This is a genomic window from Corynebacterium doosanense CAU 212 = DSM 45436 (assembly GCF_000767055.1).
GTDB classification, from domain to species: Bacteria; Actinomycetota; Actinomycetes; order Mycobacteriales; family Mycobacteriaceae; genus Corynebacterium; species Corynebacterium doosanense.
Map to the genome: position 1 here is coordinate 335,581 of NZ_CP006764.1, position 24,915 is coordinate 360,495.

Genomic DNA, 24,915 nt, shown 5'->3' on the forward strand with positions numbered 1-24,915 from the left:
TAATTGTCTCGACTAGCGGTCATGCTGCTGTCCTTCTTTCGTGTAGCCCCCGCCAGACGCGGAGCAGGTGCGTGGTGATGCCGAGTTCTCTGGCGAGTGCGCCTTCCGACGAGCCGACGAGGTTTTCAGCGGTTGCGTAATCTTCGCACGAAACGAGTTGCGTCACTGCCCATTCGTCGGCCCGCTTCTCCTGGCGCGCGTCTCGCCAGGCTGGAGTGCCGGGCTCATCGTCGTGGATGACGTGGCCGATTTCATGCATGAGGGTGCAGCGCCGCGCGATGGGGCCGAGGTCGCTGCGCAGGGTGATGACCCCGCCGGGGTAGCGCCGGCCTTTCTCCCCGCCCTCGTGGGTGAGGACGACGAGGCCGAGTCGGATGGTCCATTCGTCAGGGGCCGTCGTGATAGTCATCATCGCCCTCCTCGGGTTCGTCTGGTGATGAATCGGCAACGTACTTGAGGTCGTGGACACCGGGGGTATCTGCGGGGTGAAGTTGGTGGACGTTGGCGTCCGGGTCCTCGTCGGCGAGCTCTCCGAAGGTGCCGAACCACGCCGCGGGATCCGCATCGATGCGCCGAGCGACGGCGCGGATCAGGGCGCGATCTGAGAGCAGCTCCGCCAGCGCTTCGGGTGATGCGCCCACGACTTCTTCTGAAGTGAGGTAGCCGGTCGCCGCGAGAGCTTCTGTCGGGTTCGCACCGTAGGCCCGCGCGAGGTGGATGACGCTCTCTGCAGAAAGGGCATTCCGGCTGAGCTGTCGGTTGAGCGTTGACGTGGTAATCCCGGCCCGCCTCGAGGCCTCGAGGCCAGAAGCGTTGCTCGTCAGGACGTTGAACCATTCGGTGTGTTCCATGCTGCCCATTATGCGCAACGATGGGCCGCTGTGCAAGTTGAAACAATAGCAGTGACCTGCGGAAGAATCACGTCTTTGCAATTCGCGTTGACTAAATCGCTCAAAGCTGACTAAAGTGGGTAGCGCAGTGCGAAACGCTCAGGAGGTGACTGTCGCATGAAACTCGCAATCCGCCCACAGATCCTCAACAAGATCCGCGAAGAAAACGAACTAACGAGCGACGAACAGCTCGCCCACCATCTCGGTCTGACCGCCGGCACGATCGCCGGCCTCCGCGCCGGGAGAACTCCCTCACTCCCCACTCTCATGAAGATCGCCGACGCCGCCCGAATCACCAGGTTCGACGCCGCGATCTCCAAGATCCCCGAAACGCTCTCGGCTTGACCACGCTGAGCACCACGAAAGTGATCCCATGACTCTCTTGCACAACTGGCTCAACTCGATTGGCCTCATCGCTATTGCGACGTACTGCGCCCGGGACTACCAGCGCCGCCGAGCTGCCAACCGCCGCACGCTGACCGTCCACGACGTCAACGACATGCTCAAGGGGAGCGGGCTGGGGCCTATCCCGACCCGCTCCACCAAGCGAACTACTCGGCTTCCTCGAGTTCGATGATCCGCTTCTCGAGGTTGGCGATCACATTGATCATCTGACCGATCAGAGGGACATCCTCAGCTGCTGTCATCGGCTGAATCTTCCCGTCTGCACCACCACGCTGCTTAACCGTCTCCATCCAAAGATGTGACAACTGCAGCGACTCCAAGGCCTCACCCGGGATGTTCGGTTCCCAAACTGGTTCCGTTTCCATTCTTCATCACCTCCTTTCCAGCGCTGACCGCGCTACAGGAAGTGAACCACAACGAAAACCCGCGTCTGGTGCAACAGACGCGGGCCGATACCAAAAGGAATTCACCGTGAAGTTTAACAGAGAAACCGTCGCCGCCGCATTCCCGGCCGGCTGGGACACCGCCGTGATCACTGGATCCGACCACCAGTTGGAGATCATCGGCGTCACGACAGCCGCAGTGATCTGCAAGGGAACGATCTTCGGCATCGGCCAGCAGACCATCCACGTGGCCTACGACCAGATCAGCGACGTCCGCTGCTCGGCACCCGCACCGGAGGCCACCAATGCGTAGAGCACGAGTTCGCATTGCGCGCTGGCTGATCGGCGCACACATCTACCAGGGGAGGCGCCGCCGATGACCACCGCCAGAGTCCTCGACATCGAGCCGATGGTCACCGTCAAGGAATTCGCAGCAGCAACCGGCTACTCCGAATGGTCCATCAACCAGTTCTGCCGCCGCGGAGAAATCCGCTCCGGCCGCCGCCGCGCCGGGAGCAGAGGCGTCAAGCGCCTCATCCCCGAATCCGAGATCACCCGCTTCGTCCGAATGGAGGAAATCCGATGACCGAACTACAGAAGTTCGACTTCCACGGCAACGCAGTCCGCGTCGCCGGCGGGGCCGACGAGCCCCGCTGGGTCGCCGCGGACGTCGCAGCCGTCCTCGGTCTCGGACGCACGCACGACATGGTGCGCTCCCTCGACGAGGACGAGCGGGGTACGGATACTATCCGCACCCCCTCCGGAGACCAGGAGATGACCACCATCACCGAATCCGGCCTGTACTCCTGCATCCTCCGCAGCCGTCGGCCCGAGGCGAAGGACTTCAAGCGGTGGATCACCCGCGAAGTACTCCCTGCCATCCGCCGCCACGGCGCATACCTCACCCAGCCCACCGTCGAGCAGATCCTCACCGACCCCGACACCCTGATCAAACTCGCAACCGACCTCAAGCACGAACGCGAGCGCGCCACCCACGCCGAGACCCGGGCCAACAGCCTCGAAGCACCCGCCCGCTCCTGGACCCACCTCGCCGCGCCGGGTGGCGACTTCTCGGTCAGCGCCGCGGCGAAGACGCTCTCGCGCGATCCCGAGATCGAGATCGGACGAGACCGGCTCTTCCGCCATATGCACGCTCTCGGCTGGATCTTCCGCCACGGCGAGGGGCGCCGCGCGCACTGGGAGGCGTACCAGGACAAGGCCATCAAGACCGGCCGCCTGGCGCACAAACTCAGTGCCCCGTTCCTCAACGAACGCACGCAGGAATTCGAGGCACCCGCGCCGACGATCCGGATCACCCCGAAGGGCCTGGGTGAGCTGCACCGCTCGCTCGGCGGGTCCGACCAGACCGCGCTGTACCTCTCCGACGAAGCCATTGATCACTCCTAGAAAGGCACGACCCATGAACAACCTCACCACCACCCGGCCCTCGGCCACCCCGCCGACGTGGGCCGGCCACGCCCCGCTGCACTGGCACGCCACCCTCGTCCTCGTGCTCCTGGCCGTCATTCTCCTCGGAGGTGCGCTGTGACGAGCGACTACCGGCCTAAGCGGTCCAGTGACCTCGCATTACTCGGTGAGCTCGCCGCCAGGTACGAGAGGGAGATCGAATTCATCCGCGAGGGCGCACATAAAATCACTGCGGACTATGCGTCCATCAACAAAGGGCTCCTGGAGGACAAGAAGGATCTCCGAGAACAGATCACCGCATCGGCCGCTGCCGCCGATGCAGTCATCGAAGAACTCGAATCCCAGGTCGCCTCTCTCCGCGGTGAACTCGCGAGGACCTCCAACGCCGACGAGGCCACGGCGGACGCTGCCAACATCGCCGAGCTCGAGGATCAGATCGGCGCGCTCAACCGACAGGTCGACGCTCAGTTCACCGCCATCGAGGCGCGCGACGCCGAGAACACGAAGCTCAGCGAGGACATCATCGCGCTCCAGGAGCAGATCGAGGAGCGCACCCGCGAACTCGAAACCGCCAAGAACACGCTCTACGCCACCCGGCTCGACCTCAGCCAGGCCCGCAAAGACCTGGCCGACACCGCTGCCAACCGCGGCGACCACGCCGACCGAGCAGACACCCTCGCCGAGAAACTCGCCGCGGTCGAAGCCGAGCTCGACGACGCCCGAGCCGCAGCCGAGGCGGCCGAAAGCCTCGCCGAGGAGCACCGCACGCACGCCGTCGAGGCCAAGCGACAACACGCAGACGCCCTCGGCGAGCAGAAGCAACTCGCCAAACAAGCCAAGGCCGACGCGAAGACGATCCAGGACCTGACCGGCCAACTCGCCGACGCCCAACAGAGCCCCATGGGCAACACCGCCCCGGTCCCCGACGCCGCCGCCGAGAAAGCCCGGGCCCTGGTAACCCGCGCAATCCGCACCCTCACCAACTCCGGCGGACTCTACGACCTCGAAAAGGACGACGCCGTCATCGTCACCCTCCGCGAAGCCACCACCCAACTCACCAACCGCCCCACCACCGACACCACCGCGCCGGGCAAGGAGGCGGAGAAGTGATCACGTCCCATCCCCAGGACCCGTACATCGAGGGCGCGACCCTCTACGAGGAGACGCTCCGGGCTGACCTTGCTGAGGCTGCCCGCGCGTACTACCGCCCGCTGACCGAGGCAGAGATCGACGACCTGGTCAACGAGCTCCGCGGCCGCGTCGTCGATGACAGGTTTTTCGACGCCAACACCTTGCTCACCTTGTTCGCCACCTTTTCCCACGACCACTAGGAGACCTGCCAATGCCCGCCATGATCACTGTTCTCTGCGCCATCGTCGCCGCCTCACTGCTCATCACCCTCCTGGCGCTGTGCGTCGCCGACCAGGTACGCCGCGAGGTCGACGTGCTCCGCCGCGATGTCGCCGACCTCGAGGCCAGCTACGTCGACGTGTTGAAGCGAAGCCATCCCGAGCGTCTCGCACGAACGTCTGCACCGAAGCCTTATCGACGGGAGGTGCGCCGTGCAGTTGCCTAGCATTGCCCGCCTGACCGACGGCTCGCCCCTGGTCTCTCCGAAGGCGCCGCAGAAGGTCGAGGACGCCGTCCACGAGATGGTCACGAAGGTTATCGACGCCCTCACCGAGGACGGGATGGGCTGGACGCGTCACCGCACGCTCCTGGAACAGGCAGAACCGGCCATCCTCGGCGTCCTGGCCGCTGTCATCGACGTGGCAGTGGGGGAGTGGGAGGAGCAGATCGACCAGATCGCCGCCCTCGACGATCTCGCAGCTCGCCGACACCCGAGAGGTGAGCGCTCATGATGGTCCAGCGCGTCTCGTGCCCGCCCGCCGGTGGACGAAAGGTCGGCGTGGCTGTCGACGAGCACGGCAACCGCCTCCTGGAGATGGGGGACATGTTCTCGGTGATCGCCGGCATGCGGTTCACCGCCGAGATGGCCGTCGTGCCGCGCCGTTGGATCAAGCGTCGAGAGTTCATCGCCACTACGGGCGCACGCGCCTGGGTGAAGTTCCTCGCAGCCGCGGGCGACAAACAGCAGGCCGATGCACTCGAAATGCTCATTGCCTGGGCGATCGCAGTACCGGTGGGAGGTGATCGTGATGGCGTGGCAGAAGAAGTCCGTGGCTCGGTGCGCTGAGTGCGGCCAGCCGATCAGGTGGGCCACAACGACCAACGACGCTCCGATCCCCCTGATGCCGTCATCTGACCCGGAGGGTGTGTACCTCTTCACCGGCCCGGGCGTAGTTCGCCACCTGCCGTCGTGGGAGCGCGAGCGTCACCGCGTCGCCCTCGCCGCGGGGGAGACCCAGCGGCAGCTGTTCCTCCCACACGTCGCAGAATGCACCGCCCGCAAAGACCCCGAGCCGGTCCCCGAGGACACCCTCGCCCGGCTGCAGCGCATCATCGACGCCCCGAAAGCGAAAGGAGCCCGCAGAGCATGAACAACCCGGACATCGAAGCGCTCGTCGAGAAGCTCTCGCCGACCCGCCGTCGAGCTCTCCGCCAGGTCGCTGACGGTGATGGCCACCTGCTCGACGGCCGGGAAGCCTCGGGACTGATCCACGCGGGTCTGATCCGCCGGGACGGACCGGATCCCGTGGGCTGGGAGATCGTCGAGATCACTGACCTGGGCTGGCAGGTGCTCGCGCACCTCGAGCCCGGAGCGCCATGACCGACACCGACGATCCGGACGCCTGGTGGGCGTCGCTCGATCCCGACCGACGGCGGTCGATCTTCCACTGGATCGCCCGCCCGGACACCATCCGCGGGCCGATCCCCGGCCAGCTCGAACTAATCACGAAGGAGGAAGACCATGGCAGAACGCCAGACCACGACAGCACCCGAGTCAGTCGCGGTGCTTGACGGTGTCGCACTCCAGGCCGCACTACGCGCAGCACTGGTCGTCGCCCCGACCAAAGGCGAGCACGCGGTCATCGCCATGCGTTTGCCAGCCAGCAGCGGCCCGGGCTCGCAGGTTGCAGTGTGCGCCTACGATCCCGCGCGGGAAATGCACATCTCGATCGCAGTGCCAGCTGATCACGTTGACGTCGCGGACGAACGGGACCGGACGGTTGAGCTCACCCCGCCGGCGGTGCGCCAGCTCCTGGCCATGAAGGTCAAGACCCCGAAGGAGGAGGATCCGTGGCCGTCCGTGTCCTGGGCGATCTCGGAGACCCGCGTCACGCAGACCGACGAGGGCCAGCTTTTCGGTCGGCAGTCCCGCGTCCTCCGCGAGAACCGTGACACCCCGACCCTCGGCGACATCTCGTCGAAGCTCGCCGAGATGGCCGACGCCACCCCGGAGCTCACCGGTGTCTCGCAACTGACCCCGGCGCAGACGAAGGCTCTCGGCAACGCTCTCGGCCACCTGCAGGAGATCGCGCGCCTGCGCCCGCTCCAGCCGTCGGAGGGTCAACTCGCTTCCTGCCTGGTGCTTTCCGAGTCCCTCGCAGCGCACTGCTCCCGCCCGGACAAGGAGAAGCCAGCCGAGCAGCCGGACAAGGAGCCGACAACCGCGGCGCCGGTGAGCGTGAGCTTCGCTGACATGGATCTCGACGACATGGCTGCGAAGCTCGACCCCGAGGGCAAGACCGGCCTCAAGATCGTGCGCTCGAACCCGCCCGGAGGTATTGCGTGACCGCGTCCGCCCGCGACCTGTGGGGCCTCGAGGAGGGAGCCGAGACAACTGCGGTGTGCTGGTACAAGCGGTGGGATGGCGGTAACCCGTGGGATGGACGTCGCCCGCACGAAGAGACCGAGCAGGTTCTCGACCGTCACCGGCAGGCCCGCATTCTCTGCCGCCGCTGCCCCCTTCTCGACGCCTGCGAACGCGCTCTCGCCGACATGGAGGCCCAGCGCCTCCACGTGGACGGGGTGATGGCCGGCCGCTACTCCGACGTCCGTTCGCAGGCCGCCACGGACGCCGCGATGCGCCAGACGAGCTGTCGCGGTTGTTGCGTGCCTCTGATTCCCCGGGGCGGCCAGTACGTGACTGCCAAGCCTCGCCCGGGCGCTAGCCCGCACGTCGGCGAGGGCCTGTGCGAGGACTGCTGGCCGTGGCTGGCGCTCTCCGCGCGCAAGCGCCCGCCGGCCCCACCGCATGATCACCAGCTCAACAACCCGCTAGGAAAGGCTGTCTCATGACTACCAATCAACAACGCGCCCATGAAGTTCTCTACAAGTCCATTACCTGTAACTACGGCGGGCGAGGGTGTGTCGACGGGGTGATTGAAGCCCTCGCGGACGCTGGCCTCATCGCCCCCAACCTCCCCAACAACGACGAGGAACTCGCGGGAGGCTCCCGCGGGTGGCGGACACCCGAAGGCGGGATCATCTGGTCTGCACCAGCTGGCCGGGTGATGATTCAGCGAGTCGAGCCCGGCAATTGGACGCCGGCGGAAGCACGCGATGTCGCAGGCCGCATCCTCGCCGCTGCTGACCTGGCCGAGGGGGAAGCTTGAGCGAACATGAGTTCATCACCAGCGTGTCCGCGCTCGACGCGGCACCCACCGGCACCCGCGTCGCGAACTCGAGCCTGGGGAGATTCTTCTGGGAGAAACAACCGGATGGGACCTGGCTACTCCACGATGACCCCTACTTGCTCCGCTTGGCCCGCACGTCGCAGGAGCTCGTCAGGTCCAACCCCGAACCCCGAGAAGTCCTGCGCTGGGGAAAGACCGAATAACCCCTGACCCCACACCCACTAACCACCAACCCCGCACCCTGTAGAGAGGAGACGAGCACATGGCCTGGCTTCGCATCGGCGACAACGCCACCACACACCCGCTCATGTCGAAGCTCCTCATGGCCACCGACTTCAAGCACCCTCAGAAGAACGAGGCCTTCGGCGTGCTCGTCCAGCTCGCCGCCGTCTCCGCCGGCCACCTCACCGACAGCGTCGTTGAACTTGGCCTCCTCGCCCAGATCGCACCGGGCCGCGAACGTGACGTGCTCGACACCCTCAAGCGCGCCGGGCTCGCGACCGAAGAAGAACACGACGGAGAGCGCATCATCCGCCTGGTCCTCGACGATGAAGAGTTCATCCACGCCCGCCGCCGCGAAGAAGTCCAGCAGGACCGCAACCGCGCCAAGGACAAGCGCACCCCGGGCCTGCTCGCCCAGGTCCGCGTCCGCGACGGCGACCGCTGCCGCTGGTGCTCCAAGTCCGTCAGCTGGACTAACCGCTCCGGCTACCGCGCCGCCACCTACGACAGCCTCACCAACCACAAGGACAGCAGTGTTGACACCCTCGTCGTCGCCTGCAAGTCCTGCAACTCCAAACGCGGCGCCGGCGAAACCCTGACGCTGCTCGACCCACCCACACCCGAGGAGATGATCTACGGCATCCAGACCGTCGAATTCGTCAACACCGACCCGTGGTGCCAAGACCACGGCATCACCATTACCCAGACACAACCCCAACTCCCCATCGACACCGCCACCCAGGCAGCGACGACCAGGCAGCAGCAGGCAGACCAGGGAGCAGCGCCCACCGCGGCAGCAGCACCTGATCACCGAGCAGCGCCAGGCCACGCCGCGCCGGGTGACGGTGGCGACCCCGTTGAGCCGCCGTGGATGTCCATGTCCCTGGATGAACTCGACTCGCAGCCGGAACCTGGAGCAGCGCCCACCGCGGCAGCAGCACAGGCCCACGGCGCGACCTTCGGCCAGGCAGCGACGACCAGGCAGCAGCAGGCAGATCAGGGAGCAGCGCCCACCGTGGCAGCAGCACCTGAGCACCGAGCAGCGCCAGGCCACGCCGCGCCGGCCACCGAACAACGCGGAGGAGGCGAGTCACGCGGAGGCGACCCAGGTCCGACCCAGGTCGCCAGGGTGACGCGCCCGGGAACGTCGGGTAGGGACGGGTCGGGTCGGGCAGGGCAGGGCAGGGCAGGTGTCGGTAATGGCGGCTCTGGTCGTCGTCGTAGAGGTAAGCGTGGAGGAAGGAAGTCGTGATGGATGATCAGTTGATGGGGATGTTGTCTAAGCATCTTCTGAATTTGGAGAACGATCTGCCCGGGTTGGATGATCTGCTGCTGCCACGTCAGGCGACGTCTGGTGAGAATGCGGGGAAGCCCCCGGCTCGGCGTGGGTCGAAGGTGCCGTTGGTGGTGTCGATCCTGGATGTGAAGATCGAAGCGGAGCGGACGTTGCACAGGTGGGTCGGTGCGCTGCTGCGCGCTGTGCCTGAGGTGGGGTCAGCCCCGATGGATCCTCCGGCTGCTGCTCGGTGGTTGTTCGGACAGGTGGGCATGATCAGTGAGATGCCGTGGGCCGGGATGTGTGCGGAGGAGATCATCGGACAGGCTCGGCTGGTCTCGGATGTGGTGATGCCACCGGAGGAGAAGGATGCGCCGGATCCGCTTGAGGTTGGCGGTGTGCGAGAGATCGTGTCGTGGGCGCGCAACCTCGGGGCACAGGCGTCGACTCGCTCGGTGTACCGGTGGGTTGAGCGCGGGGTGATCCCATCGGAGCTGGCACCCGATGGCCGCGTGCTCGTGCGCCTGGCCGACGTGCTCGAAGCGTGCCGTGACCAGCGTAAGCATGATGTGGCACAAGTGAATTGATACACTGACGTGCGAAAGAGTTGGGCCACCGAATCGATTGATTCCGGTGGCCTTTTGCATGCCCGGAGGTGAGTGGCCATCGAGGATCAGTGGGACACCCGGGCGGGCAAGAGGCTCAAGCGTGAGTACACCGCGGCGTGCCGCGAGGCGGGCCTGGTGTGCTGGCTCTGCTGGCAACCCATCGACTACGAGGCTGCACCGCAGACCCCCGACGCCTTCGAGCCGGATCACTTCCACCCGCGCAAGACTCACCCCGAGTTGTCGATCGACCCGGCCAACCTCCGCCCTTCGCACTGCTCCTGCAACCGCTCTCGCCAGGCCAGCATGCCGAACCCACCGATCGGAGACCTCTCCGAAGCCTGGTGACCCGCCGTCCGCCCCTCCGCTGCCCGCCTGGCGGCAGGGGAGGGGCGGTCAGAATCACGAGCGAGAACGGCCCCGGCCGGGTGAGTGGGGTGGAGGGGGCCTCTCTCCCCGCACGATCCCCCTCCCCCATATCGACCGCGCCAGCCTGGCTGACTTTTCCCGGAGGGAGGTGGAAGGACCATGACCGCTGAAACCCCGCGAGACGGCTCGCTGGAGGCCGCGTTCCTGAGATCGATCGAGGCGCATGGCGATTACGGCAAAGAGTGGGACGGCCTCACGGTGCTCGGCCGCCTGGTCGCGCGGAACATCGACGAGGCCGGCACGGTCGACTCGTCGGAGCAGCGCAAAGCGTTGAACCTCTCGCACTACTTCCTGAACGTCTGGGACCGCCTGGGCCTGCCCTCGAACAACGTGGAGGACACTGACCGAGCGGGCGACCCGGCCCGTGGCGTGCCGCAGGACCCCGAGTTCCGCGACGCTCGCGTCGGGGTCATGCAGATGATGAAGAGCCTCAAGAAGGATGGGGCGTAAGGGCAGTACCGAGCCGCGCTTCTACGTCCCGCCGCTGAGGGAACTCACCCCGGAGACCTCCAAGGGATTCGAGGTCATCGAGTTCGCCGCGCTGCTCGGCATCGAGCTGTACCCGTGGCAGGAGTGGGTGCTGATCCACGGTCTGGAGCTGCTGCCCACGGGCGAGTTCCGATTCAAGACCGTCATCGTCGAGGTCGCTAGGCAGAACGGCAAGACGCTGCTCATGGTCGTCCTCGGCCTGTGGCGCCTGTTCCAGTACGGGGCATCGCGGGTGCTCTCCGGCGCACAGTCGCTCGGCGACGCCGAAGACACCCTGGATGAAGCGTTCAAGATCGCCTGCTGGGATCCCGTCCTCCGAGCGTTCCTACCCGACAACCCCCGGGCCGAGGAGGAAGAAGACGAGTACAACGGGGCGCACCGCTCGCGGGCCAACGGCAAAGCCGCCATCAAGCTGGCCCTCGCCCCGGTCCCCGAGGTACTCGACATCGCCCGAACGATGCCGACCTGGTCGCTCGCCGTCATGTCCCGCAAAGGGGGACGCTCGAAGTCCGTCGACCTCGCGCTTCTCGACGAGCTCCGCGAACTCCTGGACTGGCTGGCGTGGAACGGCGTCGTCCCGACCACGACCGCCCGCCCGCGCTCGCAGGTGTGGGGCTTCTCCAACGCCGGCGACGTCCGCTCCATCGTCCTCAAGTCCCTCCGGGACTCTGCAGTCGCGCAGCTCGAGGAGAACAAGACGGCCGGGACCCGCGTCGGGTTCTTCTCCTACAGCGCCCACCCCGACGCCGACATTCTCGACTCGGCGGCGCACGCGCAGTCCAACCCGTCCATGGGCTACGGCGAGATCTCAGAGGAAGGACTTCTCGCTGACGCCCGCGACGCGCAGGCAGGGGGCAACGAGGCCGGCTGGCGCGCCGAGCACATGTGTCAGTGGCAGGTCAGTATCACCCAGGGGCGCATCCCCATGCGCCTCTGGAACGCACTCGCCGACCCCGACTCGTGCCGCGCGCCGGGTGAAGAAGTGTTCGTCGGCATCGACGTCGCTCTCGACGGCCGATTCGCCCACATCGCAATCTGCTCCCGTCGCCTCGACGGACTCTGGCACGTCGAGATCGTGGCCAGCCGCGCCGGGTTCAAGTGGGTCCCGGGGTGGCTCAAGCGCAGGGAGGGGGCGGCATGGTTCTCGGGCAAGGTTGGCATGCAGGTCAAGGGCTCCGCTTCGGCGGGCCTAGCTCCGCTGCTCCGGGCCGAGGGAATCGAGGTCGAAGAGTGGCAGGGGACCGCGATGTCAGCGTCCGTACTCGGCTTCACCGACGAGATCGAGAGCCGAGGCATCCGCCACCGTGCGCAGCCCATCCTCGACGTCTCCATCGAAGGTGCCGTCGACCGCAAGCGCGGTGACATCGCAATCTGGGACCGGGGCAACTCGGCAACCGATGCCGCCCCCACCATCGCCGCCAACATCGCCTGGTGGATGGCGACCCGAATTGAAACCGACGAGTTCGTCTCGGCCTACGCCGCCGACGACTTCGGCACCTACGAAGAACCAGACGTCGCCCAGGAAGTGGGCGATGTTGACGACAACGACGACGACGGCGGACTGCTGATCGTGTGAAAGGGGGGAACCTATGGGAGTGCTACAACGCCTCGGCATCCTGCCGACGACGCTGACCCCGCCGACACCGGAGGAACTCTCCGGCCCGATCTACGGCGCACTGTCCATGCAGATGAAGGATCTACCCGTCGAAGAACTGTGGGAACAGCAACCCCACCTCCGGACGGTCACAGACTTCATCGCTCGCTCCGTGTCCTCCACCGGCCTCCACGTCTACCGGAGGATGGAGGACGGCGGCCGCGAGCGCGTGCGCTCGGGCTGGCTCGCCGACCTCTGCAAGAAGTCCTCGAAGTCCTCGCTTATGTCCTCGCTCATTTACCGCGCGGTCATGGACTACTGCCTCTACGACGAGTGGATCTGGTACGTCACACAGCGCGAAGACCAGGCACCAGAGATCCTGCCGATCCCGCACCACTGGGTTCACTCGACTCGCTGGGAGGACCCCTGGACTATGAAGAGTCTCGTCCTCGCAGACGAGCGCGGCCGGCCCTTCGAGATCCCGGCCGATCGAATCATCCGCCAGCACGGGTACAGCCCCCACTCGCTGGCTAACGGAACTTCCGCCATCACGGCGCTCCGCGAGACGCTGCAGGAGCAGCTGGAGTCCGCCGCGTACCGCGCCCAGCTCTGGCGCAACGGGCCACGTCTCGGCGGCATCATCACCCGCCCCAAAGACGTGAAGTGGGACGACACCGCCCGCAACCGATTCAAGCGCTCCTGGTCCTCGCAGTACTCCGGGCGAGGATCCGGCGCCGGCGGCGTACCGGTCCTCGAAGACGGGATGGACTTCAAGGCGTTCCACCTCAAGGCCGACGACGAGAAAGTCGTGGAAGTCACCAAACTCTCGTTGCAGACCGTGGCCAGCGCCTTCCACATCAACCCGACGATGGTCGGCCTGCTCGACAACGCGAACTACTCCAACGTCCGAGAGTTCCGCAAGAGCCTCTACGGCGACTCCCTCGGACCGGTCATCAAACAGCTCGAGGATGTGCTCAACGAGTTCCTCATCCCCATGCTCGCAGAGACCATGCCGGCAGAGGACACCGACGGCGTCTACTTCGAGTTCAACCTCGACGAGAAACTCCGGGCCTCCTTCGAGGAGAAGGCAGCGGTCACCTCGACCGCTGTCGGCGGCCCATGGATGGCACCCAACGAAGCCCGCGCCATGAACAACATGCCGGCCATCGAAGGCGGTGATGACCTCCTCCGCCCCCTCAACGTAAGCGCCGCGGGGGCACCGGAAATCGAACCAACCGTCGACGACCCGCCGAAGGAGGAAGCGACATGACCCTCCACGTCGTCGTCGGCCCACCGGCCAGCGGCAAGTCCACGTTCGTCAACAACAACGCCGCGCCGGGCATACCCCGCTGGGACTTCGATGCGGTCGCATCGACGATTGCCGGGGATCAGCTGGGCCATGACATTCCCGGCCCGGTAATGGACGTCGTCCTCGCCATACGCCGCGGGCTCATGGGCTGGCTACTCGACGTCGAGACGCCCGTGCCAGAGATGTGGCTGATTCACTCCAACCCCTCGGCCCCAACGATCAGTCGACTCGCACAGGTCGGGGCCGAGTTTCATCTCCTGGACCCGGGCGTCGACGAGTGCATTGCCCGGGCCCAGCGGGAGGAAAGACCTGAATCCACGATCCAAGCAATCCGCACCTGGTACGACGCTCCACCGGAGCTGCCGGGTGAGAAAGGAGGTGAGACCATGAAGCACAAGAACGTCACCGTCCAGGTGAAAGCCACGGGAGATGACGCACAGGGCGAAGGCACTATGGTCGCTTACGCCGCCGTGTTCGACAACATCGACTCCTACGGCGACGTCATCCGCCGGGGCGCGTTCACCGACACGCTGGCCGAGTGGGCGGCGTCGGGGAACACCCTGCCGTTGCTCTACGGCCACGACATGCACGACCCCTGGTCGAATATCGGCAGCGTCATCGAGGCCGTCGAGGATGAGCGCGGGTTGAAGATCACCGCGGCGTTCGACCTCGACAACGCCAAGGCGGCGCAGGTGTACCGGCTGGTCAAGGAGAAGCGGCTCACGCAGATGTCCTTCGCCTACGACGTTATCGACGCCGCATCCGCCGAGGTCGACGGCGAGCCAGCCTTCGAGCTCCGCAAACTCAAGCTCTACGAAGTTTCCGTCGTGCCGATCGGCGCGAATCAGCAGACCGAGATCCTCACGGTCAAGGCCGCTGAACAGTTCGCCGGCGAGTTGGGTGTGACCCTCGCCGATTGGCAGAAGAACGTCCTGACGGCGCTGTTCAAGTCCGGCCCGCCAGGGGACCCGACTGAACCCACCGACACCACCCCCGATGGCCGTGAGCCTGAGGGGGTTTCGCATCCCGACACCCCACCTGTTGGCGCGTTGAAAGCCCGCCTCATGCTCCTTGAAAGGACACCCACCCATGACTAAGTCCCTCTACTCTCGCCGAGACGAGGCCTACCAGGCCGCCAAGTCTCTCCACTCCCAGTTCGACGAGGCTCCCACCACGGAGCAGCTCACCGAACTCAAGTCGGCCCTCGACGTTGTCGAGGAGCTCGACGACCAGATCGCCGCAGTGCGCGCGAAGAACTCCTCCGAGGCCCGCCTCCGTGGCCTCTTCCAGGAAGGCCACCCCGAGGAAAGCGGCAACCTCAAGGCAGCCTCCCTCGGCGAGCACTTCGTCAAGCACGCAGGCGAGGTCCTCGTGAAGCAGGGCTCCGGAGTGCAGATGGACCACTCCACCCCGGAGTTCTCCGTCAAGGCCGCCAATGACCCGCTCACCACCCCGGCAAACCTCGTCGAGGGCTGGGGCACCACCTACAACCGGACCATCGTCAACCAGCGCCGCGAGGAGCTGATCACCCAGGACCTCATGGGCACGGCGAACGTCACGACCTCCACGGTCAAGTACATCGTCGAGAAGCTCAACCGCATCCGCGAGGGCGCCGCCGCCGCAGTCGCCGAGGGCGCACTGAAGCCGTACATCCGCTACGACAACTTCGACGTCATCACCGACTCGCTCGCGAAGGTCGCCGCACTGACCAAGCTCTCCGACGAGATGATCGAGGACTTCTCCTTCGTCACGGACTGGATCAACGGTCAGCTGCTCTACGACCTGTCCCTCACCGAGGAGCAGCAGCTGCTCAACGGCAACGGCGCAGGCTCGAACCTCACCGGTCTGCTCAACCGCTCCGGCATCCAGACGCACAAGGCAGCGAGCGCGAACATCTTCGACGAGCTGTTCATCGCCCAGGCCAAGGTGCGCCAGGCCACCCCGCTCTCCGCGGACGCCTACGTCATCAACGAGCTGGACTACCAGCCCCTGCGCCTGGCAAAAGACGCCAACGGCCAGTACGTCGCCGGCGGCCCGTTCATGGGCCAGTACGGCGTCGGCGGAATCCTCGTCCAGCCCCCGCTGTGGGCGAAGAAGACCGTCGTCACCAACCTCGTCCCCCAGGGCACCGCGCTCGCCGGAGCCTTCAAGCAGGGCGCGATCGTCCTCCGCAAGGGTGGTGTCCGCGTCGACTCGACCAACACCAACGACCGCGACTTCGAGCACAACCTCGTCACCCTCCGCGCCGAAGAGCGCCTGGGCCTCATGGTCCCGCTGCCCGCCGCATTCGTGAAGATCGACCTCACCGGAGGTGCCTAATGATTGACCCCCGCAAGACCTACCGCGTCCCCCTGGGCAGCGACGGCCGCACCACCGACCTTCTCCTCCTCGAGCAGGATGTCGCGCGATACCCGGGCGCCGTCCTCATCGACGACAACGAAGGTGAAAAGGCCGCGCGACCCCCGCGTAACAAGGCCCGCGCAGCCGAGACCAAGTAACGAGCGGAGGTGACCGACATGCCCGAGGAACTCCCCGAGCACGGCATCACCCCGTCCATGGTCGCAGCGGGCACCACCATGCCCGAGCAACACGTCATCGACGCCGCGGTCCACACCGTGCGCAGCCTTTGCGGGTGGCACGTGTGGCCCGTCCGAGAGGAGACCGTCACCGTCGACACCACCGGCGACGACGTCGTTTTCCTCCCGACCAAGCGACTGCACAACGTCACCGAAGTGTCCATCGACAACGAGCAGATCCCGCCAGGAGAGTGGTCATTCTCCGCAGACGGCATGCTGCAACTAACCCGCCGACCACCCGCCGGCTTTCGTCGCCTCGCCGCCACCATCACCCACGGCTACGACGAAGTCCCCGACCTCGCTGGCGTCATCGGCCAGATGGCGCGCCGGGCAGGAGCTCCGCAAGAGTCCTACCAGGTCGGCGGGATCTCGGTCGGGGCACCAGGAGCAGTCACGCCGCAGTCCACAGAGTGGCGGATCGTCGACCTCTACAAGCTGGGGCCGATGCCGTGATCTTCACCGAGAACGTCACGATCATCCGCGCGCGACTCGTCCGTGGCGACTACGGCGGCCAGGTCGAGGACTGGGAGAACCCGGAAGAAATTCCGGTGGGCTTCCCCGTCTCCGTCCAACCCCAGCAGGGAGACGAGCAGGAGAACGGCCGATCACACCACACCGTGGAGCGATACCGCCTGTACACCCAGCCACCGAACCTCCTGCTCGATCTTCGGGACACCGACCGCATCCGGGTCGATACCTGGGGTGACATGCAGTGGGAAGTCCAGGGCAAACCCCTGCACTGGCGGACGGAATTCCTAGCCCACTCCGAAGTAGACATGGAGGTGATCCGTGGAACAGACCGTAATTGACGCCGACGACCTCTTCGTCCTCGCCAACCAGACAACCCAGGTCAAAGCCGCTGTCTCGCAGCGCAGCGCAAACATCGCGTCGCGAACCCGACGAGAACTGGCCAAAGCCAAGATCGACGCCGACGTCACCGTCACCCCGCGAACCCTCGCCAACGGGCGCAGCGGAGCCGACGTCACCGTCTCAGGCAAAGGCGACTACAGCGCCCGCCGCGCCGGGAGGATCCTCCGCCGCACCGCGAGGGAGGTACGGCGGTGAGTGACGTCGACGTCCTGAAAACCATCATCGAGCGCGTGAGCCAGATGGTGCCGGACATGTGGGTGGCTGACGTACTGCCGCCTGCTGACCGCCTGGAGAAGGAACTGCCCTGCGTGGTGATCGACCTCCTGCCCGGGGCCGAGGAAGCCACCTCGTGGGGCGGGCAGGGTTTCCCTGTCCGCCTCGACAGAGTCGGCCTGGACATCGAGGTCGTCGCCCGCTCGCGCGCCGCGGCCACCCCGGTCGCGGCGAAAGTCCGACAGGCGCTGCACCAGCTACCGCACCTCGCGGGCACGGGCGTGACGCAGGTCGACTGCCCGGCCTTCACCACCCGCGAAGACATCAACCTGCATGTGAGGGTGCTCGGTGTCGTCGCCGACGTCACCCTGCACGCCTGACCCCACCCTGAACACACCCGACCCTGCGAAACCCCGCCGGGTCTCACTCATTCCAGGAGGAATACCCCATGGCTTATTCAGATGCACTCACCGGCTTCAACGCCGGCGCCGCCCGCGTCGGTGTCACTGGCGCAGTGCGCCGCGCCCCGCTCGGCACCGCAACCCCGGTCCTGGCCGCTGACCACAAGTACTCCGACGTCTTCAAGAACATGGGCTACCTCAGCCCTGACGGCGTCGAGATCAGCTTCGACGAGGACAAGTCCGAGTTCATTCCGTGGCAGGAGCTCAACGCCATCCGCGAGGACATCACCAAGTCGGTGAAGAAGATCAAGATCACCCTCTGGGAGTTCACCCGCGGCAACGCCGAGGTCTACTTCGGCCTCGCCAAGGGCTCGGTCAAGGAGAACCCGGACACCGGCGTGTGGTCCTTCTACGAGGACGCGATCCCGAACTTCCAGCGCGAGCAGTACTCCATCGACGTGGTCGACGGCGACGCCGCCATGCGCCTGGTCGTATTCGAGGCCCAGGTCTCCTCCCGTGAGTCCATCGCAATCAAGCGCGACGAGATGATCGGCCTGACCATCGAGCTCTCCGTCTACCCGGCGGGCGAGTCCTACGAGGGCAAGGAGTCCCGCGGCAAGTCCACGTTCTGGCAGTTCACCGACTCCTGGGGCGGCGGCAACGTCCGCTCCACCACGGACGGCTCGTCCACTCTCGCCGTGGCCACCGACGCCCTGCCGGACGCCGCCGTGGGCGCTGCCTACTCCGCTCAGCTCGCCGCAACCGGCGGCACCGCCCCGTACCGCTGGGCCATCGACGCCGGCACCCTGCCGGCCGGCCTGACCCTCTCCGAGGCAGGCGTGGTCTCCGGCACCCCGACCGCCGAAGCCCTGGAGGATGTCACCTTCCGCGTGACCGACAAGGACTCGCTGATCGCCTCCAAGCAGATCGAGCTCGAAGTCACGGCCTAACGGCCACCCGGTGTGGGGTGTGGGAAACACCCTGGCAGGTCCCGCCCACACCCCCGCCCCACCAACTCCCGCATAAGGGACCTGCCACCCAAACTTTCAAGGAGGATCTGCCATGTCCATCAATCTCAACGAACTGCTCGACCAGCGAGCAGAAGCCACCGGCGCCGAAGAAGGCCGAGTGCCGTTCGAATTCAACAACGACACCTTCACCTTCCGAGACCCCATCGCGCTCACCGACGACGAGCGCGACGAGATCAACGACCTCGTCGAGGACGGCACCATCGACGACGTCACCGAGTTCTGGCTCGGCGAGGAAGAGTACGACCGCTTCACCACTGCCGGCGGCACTGCGCTGATGTTCCAGCTCGTAGTCCAGGAGAACGCGCGTCTGACCCAGGGGGTGGACTCCAACGGTCGCCCTACTCGGCCGTATCGCTCCTCGCGTCGTGCGGCGGAGCGGAAGAGGCGGAAGCAGCGCTAGAGCGCGCCTACCCGGGGCAGGACTTCCTGGCCCGGTTCTGGCGCGGGGAGATCACTCTCCGCAAACTCCGCGTGCTGCTCGAAGGCCTCCCACCGGTGGGCCCACACACCCGACAGGCCACCGAGGGCCGCGAGTTCTCCGCCACCGACAGCCTCCTCTGGTCGCTCGTCTGGGCGATGTGGGAGAACACCGTCGCCACCGCCCAGGCCGCGGGCAACAAGAAAGCCAAAATGCCCGCCCCCAAACGGCCCACCTACCCGTGGTCCGAAGCCGAGACCGGCCGACCGCAAATGCTCGGCAACGCCGGCAACCACTCCCAGGACGAAATCCTGGAGTATCTCGACAACCTCTAGGAGGTGCCCATGTCCGGCAGCACAGTCTGGGTCCCCGTCCTCGCCTCAATGAAAGGCTTCGTCGCCGAGGTCAACAAGGGCGCGAACACCGCCAGCAAGTCCGCCGGACAGACCCTGGAAAAAGGCCTCGGAGCAGCAGGCGCGGCAGGCGGAAAATCCGCCGCCGACCAGCTCGCCTCCGCGGTCGAATCCCAGACCAAGAAAGTCGTCGCCGCCCGCACCCGCGAGGCCGGCGCCGCCAGCGCACTACAGGTCGAGGAGTCCAAGCTCGAGCAGCTCCGGCAGTCCGGCTCAGCCACCGCCGGCCAGATCGCCACCGCCGAAGCCCGGGTCGAGTCCGCCCGCTCCCAGCAGGTCGCCATGCAGCAGCGCCTAAGCGCCGCCGAGACGGACCTCAACAACGTCCGCAACGGCGGCGAAGCCCGGGCAACCTCCCTGGTCAACGCTGAAAACAAACTTACCGACGCAAAACTCGCCACCGAACGCGCAGCCCTGCAGATATCCGCCGCCGAACAGCGCGCAGAAGACGCCCGCGCCGGGTCCATCGCGGCCACGAACCGCGCCGAAGCCGCAGAGACCGCACTGTCTCAAGCCCGCCAGGAATTCGGCGACGACTCCCGCGAGGCACAGCGAGCAGAACGTGAGCTAGAGCAGGCCCGCAAGAAGGCCGACGCCGCAGCAACCTCAGCCGTCCGCGCCGAGGGCGAAGTCACCAAAGAGCGCCGCGCCGGGGAGTCCACCACGGACCAGCTCCGCGCCGCGGAACTCCGCCACGCCGCAGCACTCGAAGACGTCGAGCGCGCCAGCCACCAAGTAGCAGACGCCACCGACGAGGTCGATGGCTCCATGGGCGGGATGGGCAGCACCCTCAAGGGCATGGGTGGGATCTTCGCCGGGCTCGGCCTCGCGATGGGTGTCGAAGCCATGATGGGGTCTGCCGACGCGATCTCCACGATGAACTCCCAGCTCGGCCTCACCGGCCCCGCGGCAGCGATGGCAGGTGACCAGGTCAGCAGTGTCATGCGATCCGGCCTGGTCTCCGGCACCGAGGAAGCCACCCAGGCAGTGGGTTCACTGATCTCCCAGTTCGACAACCTCGGCATGAACGGGGAGAAGACCGCGGGCGAGCTCTCCCGCAACCTCCTCGGCTTCACGCAGACCTTCGGGGTCGAAGCGGCCGAAGCCACGCAGACGGTCGGTCAGCTCGTGAAGAACGGCTTGGCCTCTGACGTCACCGAGGGCCTGGACCTCATGACCGCAGCTTTCCAGCGTGTCCCCGCTGAAATGCGGGGCGAGCTCCCGGAGATCATCAACGAGTACGGCACGAACTTCCGCGCGCTCGGATTCTCGGGTGAAGAGGCCTTCGGCATGCTCGTCACCCAGGCCGAGAACGGCAAGTGGGCTCTCGACAAAACCGGCGACGCCCTGAAGGAGTTCTCGATCCGAGGCTCCGACATGTCAAAGTCGTCGGTCGACGCCTTCACCTCTCTCGGGCTCTCCGCCGAGGACATGGCATCGAAGATCGCCGGAGGCGGCGCCGGTGCCCGCGAGGCGCTGGAGATGACCGCGGAGCGACTGCTCGGCATCGAGGACCCGGCAGAGCGGGCGAACACCGCCATCGCTCTGTTCGGCACCCCGCTGGAGGACCTCTCCGTCGATCAGATCCCCGCCTTCCTCGAAGGTCTCTCCGGGGCTGAATCGTCGATGGAGGGCTTCGGCGGATCCTCGGAGGCACTCGCACAGTCCATCGAGCAGTCTCTCGGTGGCCGCCTGACCATGCTCAAGGGCACGCTCATGGATCTCGCCACCGGCGCGTTCATGACCGCCTGGGACGTAGCCGCAGGATTCCTCGGCTTCATCAAGGAGTGGCAGGGTCCGCTCACCGTGGCAGCAGTTCCCCTCGGAGCGCTCGCCCTCGGCATGCTCGCCTTCAACATCCAGACCAAGATCGCAGCCGCCGGCGGAATCATCAACGCGATGAAGAGCCTCAGCGGGGTCCTCAAGATCACCGCCGCTGCACAGTGGCTGCTCAACGGCGCGATGTGGGCCAACCCGCTCATGTGGATCGTAGCCGGCATCGCCGCGGTCGTCGGCGGCCTCTACCTGTTCTTCACCAAGACCGAGACCGGCCGGCAGGCATGGGAGAAATTCACAGGCTTCATGTCTCGCGCTTGGGAAGCGACGGTCACCGGATTCAAAGCCGGCTACGAGAACTACATCAAACCCGTGTTCGACTGGATCGCCATGGCGTGGGAAGGCCTGAAAGCTCTGTTCAGCAGCGGCGATTACAAGACCGCGCTGCGCACTGCTCTCGGAGATGACAATCCCTTCGTGCTGTTCCTGATCAACACGAGGGAGGCCGTAGAGACCGGATTCGCTTGGATCCAGGACAAGTTCACCCAGCTCGGAACCGGCATCGGCCAGTGGTACCAGACCTGGGTAAAGCCGGTATTCGACGCCTTCAAGCTGGGTGTCGACCTCCTGTCGCAGGCCATCACCTGGTGGATCCAGAACATCACCATGCCCGCCCTGGCGCTCCTCGGCCAGGCGTTCAACCTCGTGTGGAGCGTGTTCATCTCGCCCATCTTCGAGTTCATCAAGATGGGCTTCTCCATCGTCGGAGCCGTCATCACCGGAATCATCAACGGGCTGATCATCCCCGGGTGGAACTTCCTGGGCATGATGATCCAGTCCGTCTGGGTGAACATCATCCAGCCGGTCTGGGGGTTCATCTCCACTGCCGCAGGCCTACTCGCCGACATACTGACCGGCAATTTCTCCAACATCGGTAACCGATTCTCCGAGATGGGTGGCTATCTTCGCGACATCGTGCACGGCGTCATCGCCGTCGCGCTGGACTACTTCCGCGGCGTGGTCGACATGGTCGGCCAGGCGTGGAACGCCTTCCGCGACACCGTGTCCAACGTCGTCGGAATCGTCCGCGACAAGATCGGGGAGATGGTCTCCAACATCGGAGAAATCCCGGGCAAGATCCAGTCCCTCTTCGCAGCCGCAGGATCGTGGCTGGTCAACTCCGGCCGCGCGATCATCAACGGCCTGTGGGAGGGAATGAAGGGAGCCTGGTCTAGCGTCAAGTCCTGGCTGTCGAGCAACCTGTCCTTCTCGGCAGTCGGCTCAATGATCGGGCTACGAAGCGGTGGCATCGTCCAGATGGCAGAGGGTGGCATCACCCGCTCCTACGTCGACGGAGGTATTGACCAGCTCGAGGCCTACGCCAACGGCGGCGGCCGCGAGAACCACGTCGCACAGATCGCCCCCGCGGGCGCCTGGCGAATCTGGGCCGAGGACGAGACCGGGGGAGAGGCATACATCCCGCTCGCCCCGGGCAAGCGGGAACGGTCGACAGCGATTCTCGACGACGTCGCTGGCCGCTTCGGCTACCAGCTCGTCGACGCCGCCACCGGTGCGGCCTACTCCGGCACCTACGCAGGGGACCTGGGCCCGCAGAAGGTGGCCGCGTTTGCTGACGGCGCTGTCGTCGGCGACGAGGACCTCCGCACTTTTGCGGGCGGATCCGACGTCGGCTTCGGCAGCCCGGCCCGCTCCCTGGAGGGCGCGCCCTACGTGTGGGGCGGGACGAACTGGGGCGACTGCTCCGGCGCCATGTCCGCCTTCGCGAATGTGGCCTCGGGCCGCCAGGCCTTCGGCTCACGCTTCGCGACCGGCAATGAAGCCTCCGAGCTCTCGGCCCGTGGATTCACTCGCGGCCGGGGCGGGGAGGGAGATCTCCGGATCGGCTTCCTCAACGGCGGCCCGGCCGGAGGACACACCGCCGGCACCCTGCCGGACGGCACAAACGTCGAGATGGGTGGTGGGCGAGGTAACGGTCAGATCGGCGGCGGTGCTGCCGGCGCCTGGGACTCGTACTTCGACACCTTCTTCTACATGCCGGTGGCGCCGAAGTTCGAGAACGTGGAGCTGGACGGGCTGGGGGATCTGACTGCTGATCCCACGACCATGCCCATGACGACCTACTCGACGTCGACGAAGTCACCGTCTATGTCGATGGCGACGTCAGCGTCTACGGCAACGGTTGACCCGCGACTGGCTGATCCTGCTTCCCCGCAGGAGGCTACGGCCTACGGTGCGGACGTGGCTAAGTCGGTCTTCGCCGGGGGGATGGGGTCGAAATCCGCTCTGCAGATCGGGGCGGACGCCGTATTCGATTTTTTCGGGATGGGCGACAGTCTCACGAAGAAGGCACTGACGACACCGCTCGATCAGCTGATGCCGGTCCCGGACTGGTACGGCAAGCCCGCGTCCAACTCGGGTGTGGCCACGAGCGGATCGGACAGCGCGCGCACGTCGACTGCGGAGACCCACGCGGCCGAGCTGCACGATGCGGCCGTGACAACGATGACCCCTGCGCAGATGGGCGCCGACCCACAGCTGCAGGGACTCGATAACCCCGACGTCTTGGAGATGCCCAAGGGGCCGGGCACGGACTGGGGCCAGGAGTTCTTCGCCTACGAGATCGCCCGGGCTGCGCAGGCCCGGTCACTCTCGGCTGCAGGGGCCAAGATCGGTGAAGCCGTCGCACTCGTCGAGTCGGGAGACCCGATGCAGATGTGGGCGAACAACGCCGTACCTGGCTCCCTCGGCTACAAGCACGACGCAGTGGGATCGGACTACGACAGTGTCGGCCTGTTCCAACAGCGTGACAACGGCGCGTGGGGAACCCTCGACCAGCGCATGGATCCCTACGAGTCGGCCGGCCTTTTCTTCGACGCCATGCTCCGGAAGTACCCGGACTGGGAGTCGAAGGAGCCCGGTGCCGTCGCCCAGGGTGTGCAGGGCAGCGCCTACCCGGACCGGTACGCCACCAAGATGGCCCGCGGCGAGCAGTTGGTCACGGACACTGGCCTGTACGACACCGGCGGCTACCTGCCTCACCGCGGCCTCGCGCTCAACCTGAGCGGCAAGCGGGAGCCCGTCCTCACGGATCCGCAGTGGACGCACGTCGCAGGCCTAATCAACGCCGTCGAAGAGCTTTCCGTCGCAGCCGATGGCGGCGACTGGGGCTACGGCGCGCTGAGCGAGCTCATCGGAAACGAAGCGCTCGCCGGCGACCTGGTCAACATGGCCGCCTCCGCCGGCGACACCGCCCGACTCTTCGGCGCAGCCGCCGACGAACTGGCGATCGCGTCCGCCGGTGGCGACTGGGGCTACGGCGCCCTGGCCGAGATCCTCGGAAACGACGACCTCGCCAGCCAGGCCGTCAACAGCGCCGCCGACATCGGCGGAGCCAACCGCGCCCTGGACTCCGCAGTCACCTCCGTCCTCGGCCCCACCGGCCTCGGAGCGGAAACCCCGGGCCTGCAGCTCGTCGTGAACCTCGACGGGCAGCAGATCCTCGAAGACCGCATCGAAGCCGTCGAAGGCAAGGCGGAAGTCAGCGAGAAGGAATTGCGCGGCATCAAGCGAGAACGCCGCGCGCCGGGCACGGGAGTCACCCTGCTCGCTTAACCCAGAAAGAAGG

The 24,915-nt window shown here is 66.1% G+C and carries 37 protein-coding genes; 34 read left to right on the plus strand and 3 right to left on the minus strand.

Translation table 11 applies throughout. The features are described 5' to 3' along the window. Positions 1-19: 19 nt before the first annotated feature. Positions 20-409 (minus strand): ImmA/IrrE family metallo-endopeptidase, encoded by a 390-nt coding sequence (locus CDOO_RS01710; RefSeq protein ID WP_018021485.1) that lies wholly within the window; start codon positions 407-409, stop codon positions 20-22. Beyond that, positions 387-851 carry a hypothetical protein gene (locus CDOO_RS13835; RefSeq protein ID WP_155861296.1) on the minus strand — a complete coding sequence of 155 codons (465 nt, stop codon included), beginning with the start codon at positions 849-851 and terminating at the stop codon, positions 387-389. The genes CDOO_RS01710 and CDOO_RS13835 overlap by 23 nt, the downstream gene beginning before the upstream one ends. A gap of 156 nt (positions 852-1,007) precedes the next feature. On the opposite strand from CDOO_RS13835, the gene CDOO_RS01720 reads away from it, so the two are divergent. Then, complete coding sequence (locus CDOO_RS01720) at positions 1,008-1,235, plus strand: helix-turn-helix domain-containing protein (RefSeq protein WP_018021483.1); 228 nt, start codon at positions 1,008-1,010, stop codon at positions 1,233-1,235. Positions 1,236-1,441: 206 nt separating this feature from the next. Here CDOO_RS01720 and CDOO_RS01725 read toward each other — a convergent pair whose 3' ends face one another. Next, entirely contained in the window at positions 1,442-1,660 is a 219-nt protein-coding gene (locus tag CDOO_RS01725; RefSeq protein ID WP_018021482.1) for a hypothetical protein, read from the minus strand. A 106-nt stretch (positions 1,661-1,766) separates the two neighbouring features. Between CDOO_RS01725 and CDOO_RS01730 the strand changes: the two genes are divergently transcribed. The 33 genes from CDOO_RS01730 (at position 1,767) to CDOO_RS13175 (ending at position 24,902) form a co-directional block, all read left to right on the plus strand. Next, on the plus strand, positions 1,767-1,991 hold the full coding sequence (locus CDOO_RS01730; RefSeq protein ID WP_018021481.1) for a hypothetical protein: 225 nt from the start codon (positions 1,767-1,769) through the stop codon (positions 1,989-1,991). A gap of 63 nt (positions 1,992-2,054) precedes the next feature. Continuing rightward, entirely contained in the window at positions 2,055-2,264 is a 210-nt protein-coding gene (locus CDOO_RS01735) for a helix-turn-helix domain-containing protein (protein WP_018021480.1), read from the plus strand. After that, a complete protein-coding gene (locus CDOO_RS01740) occupies positions 2,261-3,085 on the plus strand; it encodes a BRO family protein (protein ID WP_018021479.1) in 825 nt (274 codons plus the stop codon). Before CDOO_RS01735 ends, CDOO_RS01740 begins: the two co-directional genes overlap by 4 nt. Positions 3,086-3,098: 13 nt before the next feature. Continuing rightward, positions 3,099-3,227 (plus strand): hypothetical protein, encoded by a 129-nt coding sequence (locus CDOO_RS14435; protein ID WP_018021478.1) that lies wholly within the window; start codon positions 3,099-3,101, stop codon positions 3,225-3,227. After that, a complete protein-coding gene (locus CDOO_RS01745; protein WP_018021477.1) occupies positions 3,224-4,216 on the plus strand; it encodes a coiled-coil domain-containing protein in 993 nt (330 codons plus the stop codon). Before CDOO_RS14435 ends, CDOO_RS01745 begins: the two co-directional genes overlap by 4 nt. Further along, entirely contained in the window at positions 4,213-4,437 is a 225-nt protein-coding gene (locus tag CDOO_RS01750) for a hypothetical protein (RefSeq protein ID WP_018021476.1), read from the plus strand. Before CDOO_RS01745 ends, CDOO_RS01750 begins: the two co-directional genes overlap by 4 nt. A gap of 20 nt (positions 4,438-4,457) precedes the next feature. Continuing rightward, positions 4,458-4,682, plus strand: coding sequence for a hypothetical protein (locus tag CDOO_RS13840; RefSeq protein WP_155861295.1), 225 nt, complete (start codon positions 4,458-4,460; stop codon positions 4,680-4,682). Beyond that, positions 4,669-4,968 (plus strand): hypothetical protein, encoded by a 300-nt coding sequence (locus CDOO_RS01755; RefSeq protein ID WP_018021474.1) that lies wholly within the window; start codon positions 4,669-4,671, stop codon positions 4,966-4,968. The genes CDOO_RS13840 and CDOO_RS01755 overlap by 14 nt, the downstream gene beginning before the upstream one ends. Further along, positions 4,965-5,303: a hypothetical protein gene (locus CDOO_RS01760; protein WP_018021473.1), complete on the plus strand. Its 339-nt coding sequence runs from the start codon at positions 4,965-4,967 to the stop codon at positions 5,301-5,303. The genes CDOO_RS01755 and CDOO_RS01760 overlap by 4 nt, the downstream gene beginning before the upstream one ends. A 55-nt stretch (positions 5,304-5,358) precedes the next feature. Continuing rightward, entirely contained in the window at positions 5,359-5,607 is a 249-nt protein-coding gene (locus CDOO_RS01765) for a hypothetical protein (protein ID WP_155861293.1), read from the plus strand. Continuing rightward, positions 5,604-5,837 (plus strand): hypothetical protein, encoded by a 234-nt coding sequence (locus CDOO_RS01770; RefSeq protein ID WP_018021471.1) that lies wholly within the window; start codon positions 5,604-5,606, stop codon positions 5,835-5,837. The genes CDOO_RS01765 and CDOO_RS01770 overlap by 4 nt, the downstream gene beginning before the upstream one ends. After that, positions 5,834-6,028, plus strand: coding sequence for a hypothetical protein (locus CDOO_RS13845; protein WP_156111864.1), 195 nt, complete (start codon positions 5,834-5,836; stop codon positions 6,026-6,028). The genes CDOO_RS01770 and CDOO_RS13845 overlap by 4 nt, the downstream gene beginning before the upstream one ends. Further along, complete coding sequence (locus tag CDOO_RS01775) at positions 5,979-6,803, plus strand: hypothetical protein (RefSeq protein WP_018021470.1); 825 nt, start codon at positions 5,979-5,981, stop codon at positions 6,801-6,803. The genes CDOO_RS13845 and CDOO_RS01775 overlap by 50 nt, the downstream gene beginning before the upstream one ends. Continuing rightward, positions 6,800-7,309: a hypothetical protein gene (locus CDOO_RS01780; protein WP_018021469.1), complete on the plus strand. Its 510-nt coding sequence runs from the start codon at positions 6,800-6,802 to the stop codon at positions 7,307-7,309. The genes CDOO_RS01775 and CDOO_RS01780 overlap by 4 nt, the downstream gene beginning before the upstream one ends. After that, a complete protein-coding gene (locus CDOO_RS01785) occupies positions 7,306-7,626 on the plus strand; it encodes a hypothetical protein (protein ID WP_018021468.1) in 321 nt (106 codons plus the stop codon). Before CDOO_RS01780 ends, CDOO_RS01785 begins: the two co-directional genes overlap by 4 nt. Beyond that, positions 7,623-7,850 carry a hypothetical protein gene (locus CDOO_RS01790; protein ID WP_018021467.1) on the plus strand — a complete coding sequence of 76 codons (228 nt, stop codon included), beginning with the start codon at positions 7,623-7,625 and terminating at the stop codon, positions 7,848-7,850. The genes CDOO_RS01785 and CDOO_RS01790 overlap by 4 nt, the downstream gene beginning before the upstream one ends. Positions 7,851-7,909: 59 nt before the next feature. Then, positions 7,910-9,121, plus strand: a complete 1,212-nt coding sequence (locus CDOO_RS01795; RefSeq protein ID WP_018021466.1) for a hypothetical protein — start codon at positions 7,910-7,912, stop codon at positions 9,119-9,121. Beyond that, the gene (locus CDOO_RS01800; protein ID WP_018021465.1) at positions 9,121-9,732 is read left to right on the plus strand and encodes a hypothetical protein; all 612 of its coding nucleotides are present in this window, start codon (positions 9,121-9,123) and stop codon (positions 9,730-9,732) included. Before CDOO_RS01795 ends, CDOO_RS01800 begins: the two co-directional genes overlap by 1 nt. Positions 9,733-9,804: 72 nt before the next feature. Then, positions 9,805-10,098, plus strand: coding sequence for an HNH endonuclease signature motif containing protein (locus tag CDOO_RS01805; protein WP_018021464.1), 294 nt, complete (start codon positions 9,805-9,807; stop codon positions 10,096-10,098). 180 nt (positions 10,099-10,278) lie between these two features. Beyond that, on the plus strand, positions 10,279-10,629 hold the full coding sequence (locus CDOO_RS01810) for a hypothetical protein (protein ID WP_018021463.1): 351 nt from the start codon (positions 10,279-10,281) through the stop codon (positions 10,627-10,629). Next, the gene (locus tag CDOO_RS01815; RefSeq protein WP_018021462.1) at positions 10,619-12,244 is read left to right on the plus strand and encodes a hypothetical protein; all 1,626 of its coding nucleotides are present in this window, start codon (positions 10,619-10,621) and stop codon (positions 12,242-12,244) included. Before CDOO_RS01810 ends, CDOO_RS01815 begins: the two co-directional genes overlap by 11 nt. Before the next feature lie 13 nt (positions 12,245-12,257). After that, complete coding sequence (locus CDOO_RS01820; RefSeq protein ID WP_018021461.1) at positions 12,258-13,532, plus strand: phage portal protein; 1,275 nt, start codon at positions 12,258-12,260, stop codon at positions 13,530-13,532. Continuing rightward, positions 13,529-14,668: an HK97 family phage prohead protease gene (locus CDOO_RS01825; protein WP_018021460.1), complete on the plus strand. Its 1,140-nt coding sequence runs from the start codon at positions 13,529-13,531 to the stop codon at positions 14,666-14,668. The genes CDOO_RS01820 and CDOO_RS01825 overlap by 4 nt, the downstream gene beginning before the upstream one ends. Further along, the gene (locus tag CDOO_RS01830; RefSeq protein ID WP_018021459.1) at positions 14,661-15,890 is read left to right on the plus strand and encodes a phage major capsid protein; all 1,230 of its coding nucleotides are present in this window, start codon (positions 14,661-14,663) and stop codon (positions 15,888-15,890) included. Before CDOO_RS01825 ends, CDOO_RS01830 begins: the two co-directional genes overlap by 8 nt. Continuing rightward, positions 15,890-16,069: a hypothetical protein gene (locus CDOO_RS01835; protein WP_018021458.1), complete on the plus strand. Its 180-nt coding sequence runs from the start codon at positions 15,890-15,892 to the stop codon at positions 16,067-16,069. The genes CDOO_RS01830 and CDOO_RS01835 overlap by 1 nt, the downstream gene beginning before the upstream one ends. A gap of 18 nt (positions 16,070-16,087) precedes the next feature. Next, positions 16,088-16,600, plus strand: coding sequence for a hypothetical protein (locus CDOO_RS01840; RefSeq protein ID WP_018021457.1), 513 nt, complete (start codon positions 16,088-16,090; stop codon positions 16,598-16,600). Continuing rightward, positions 16,597-16,956 carry a hypothetical protein gene (locus tag CDOO_RS01845; RefSeq protein WP_018021456.1) on the plus strand — a complete coding sequence of 120 codons (360 nt, stop codon included), beginning with the start codon at positions 16,597-16,599 and terminating at the stop codon, positions 16,954-16,956. The genes CDOO_RS01840 and CDOO_RS01845 overlap by 4 nt, the downstream gene beginning before the upstream one ends. After that, positions 16,937-17,212, plus strand: coding sequence for a hypothetical protein (locus CDOO_RS13850; protein WP_018021455.1), 276 nt, complete (start codon positions 16,937-16,939; stop codon positions 17,210-17,212). Before CDOO_RS01845 ends, CDOO_RS13850 begins: the two co-directional genes overlap by 20 nt. Next, positions 17,209-17,610: a hypothetical protein gene (locus CDOO_RS01850; RefSeq protein WP_018021454.1), complete on the plus strand. Its 402-nt coding sequence runs from the start codon at positions 17,209-17,211 to the stop codon at positions 17,608-17,610. Before CDOO_RS13850 ends, CDOO_RS01850 begins: the two co-directional genes overlap by 4 nt. 68 nt (positions 17,611-17,678) lie before the next feature. Next, positions 17,679-18,581, plus strand: a complete 903-nt coding sequence (locus CDOO_RS01855; protein ID WP_026159290.1) for an Ig domain-containing protein — start codon at positions 17,679-17,681, stop codon at positions 18,579-18,581. A gap of 112 nt (positions 18,582-18,693) precedes the next feature. Next, on the plus strand, positions 18,694-19,062 hold the full coding sequence (locus tag CDOO_RS01860; RefSeq protein ID WP_018021453.1) for a hypothetical protein: 369 nt from the start codon (positions 18,694-18,696) through the stop codon (positions 19,060-19,062). Positions 19,063-19,157: 95 nt separating this feature from the next. Beyond that, the gene (locus tag CDOO_RS01865; protein WP_245616235.1) at positions 19,158-19,415 is read left to right on the plus strand and encodes a hypothetical protein; all 258 of its coding nucleotides are present in this window, start codon (positions 19,158-19,160) and stop codon (positions 19,413-19,415) included. Between the two features lie 9 nt (positions 19,416-19,424). Continuing rightward, positions 19,425-24,902 (plus strand): phage tail tape measure protein, encoded by a 5,478-nt coding sequence (locus tag CDOO_RS13175; protein ID WP_018021451.1) that lies wholly within the window; start codon positions 19,425-19,427, stop codon positions 24,900-24,902. The last annotated feature ends 13 nt before the right edge of the window (positions 24,903-24,915 follow it).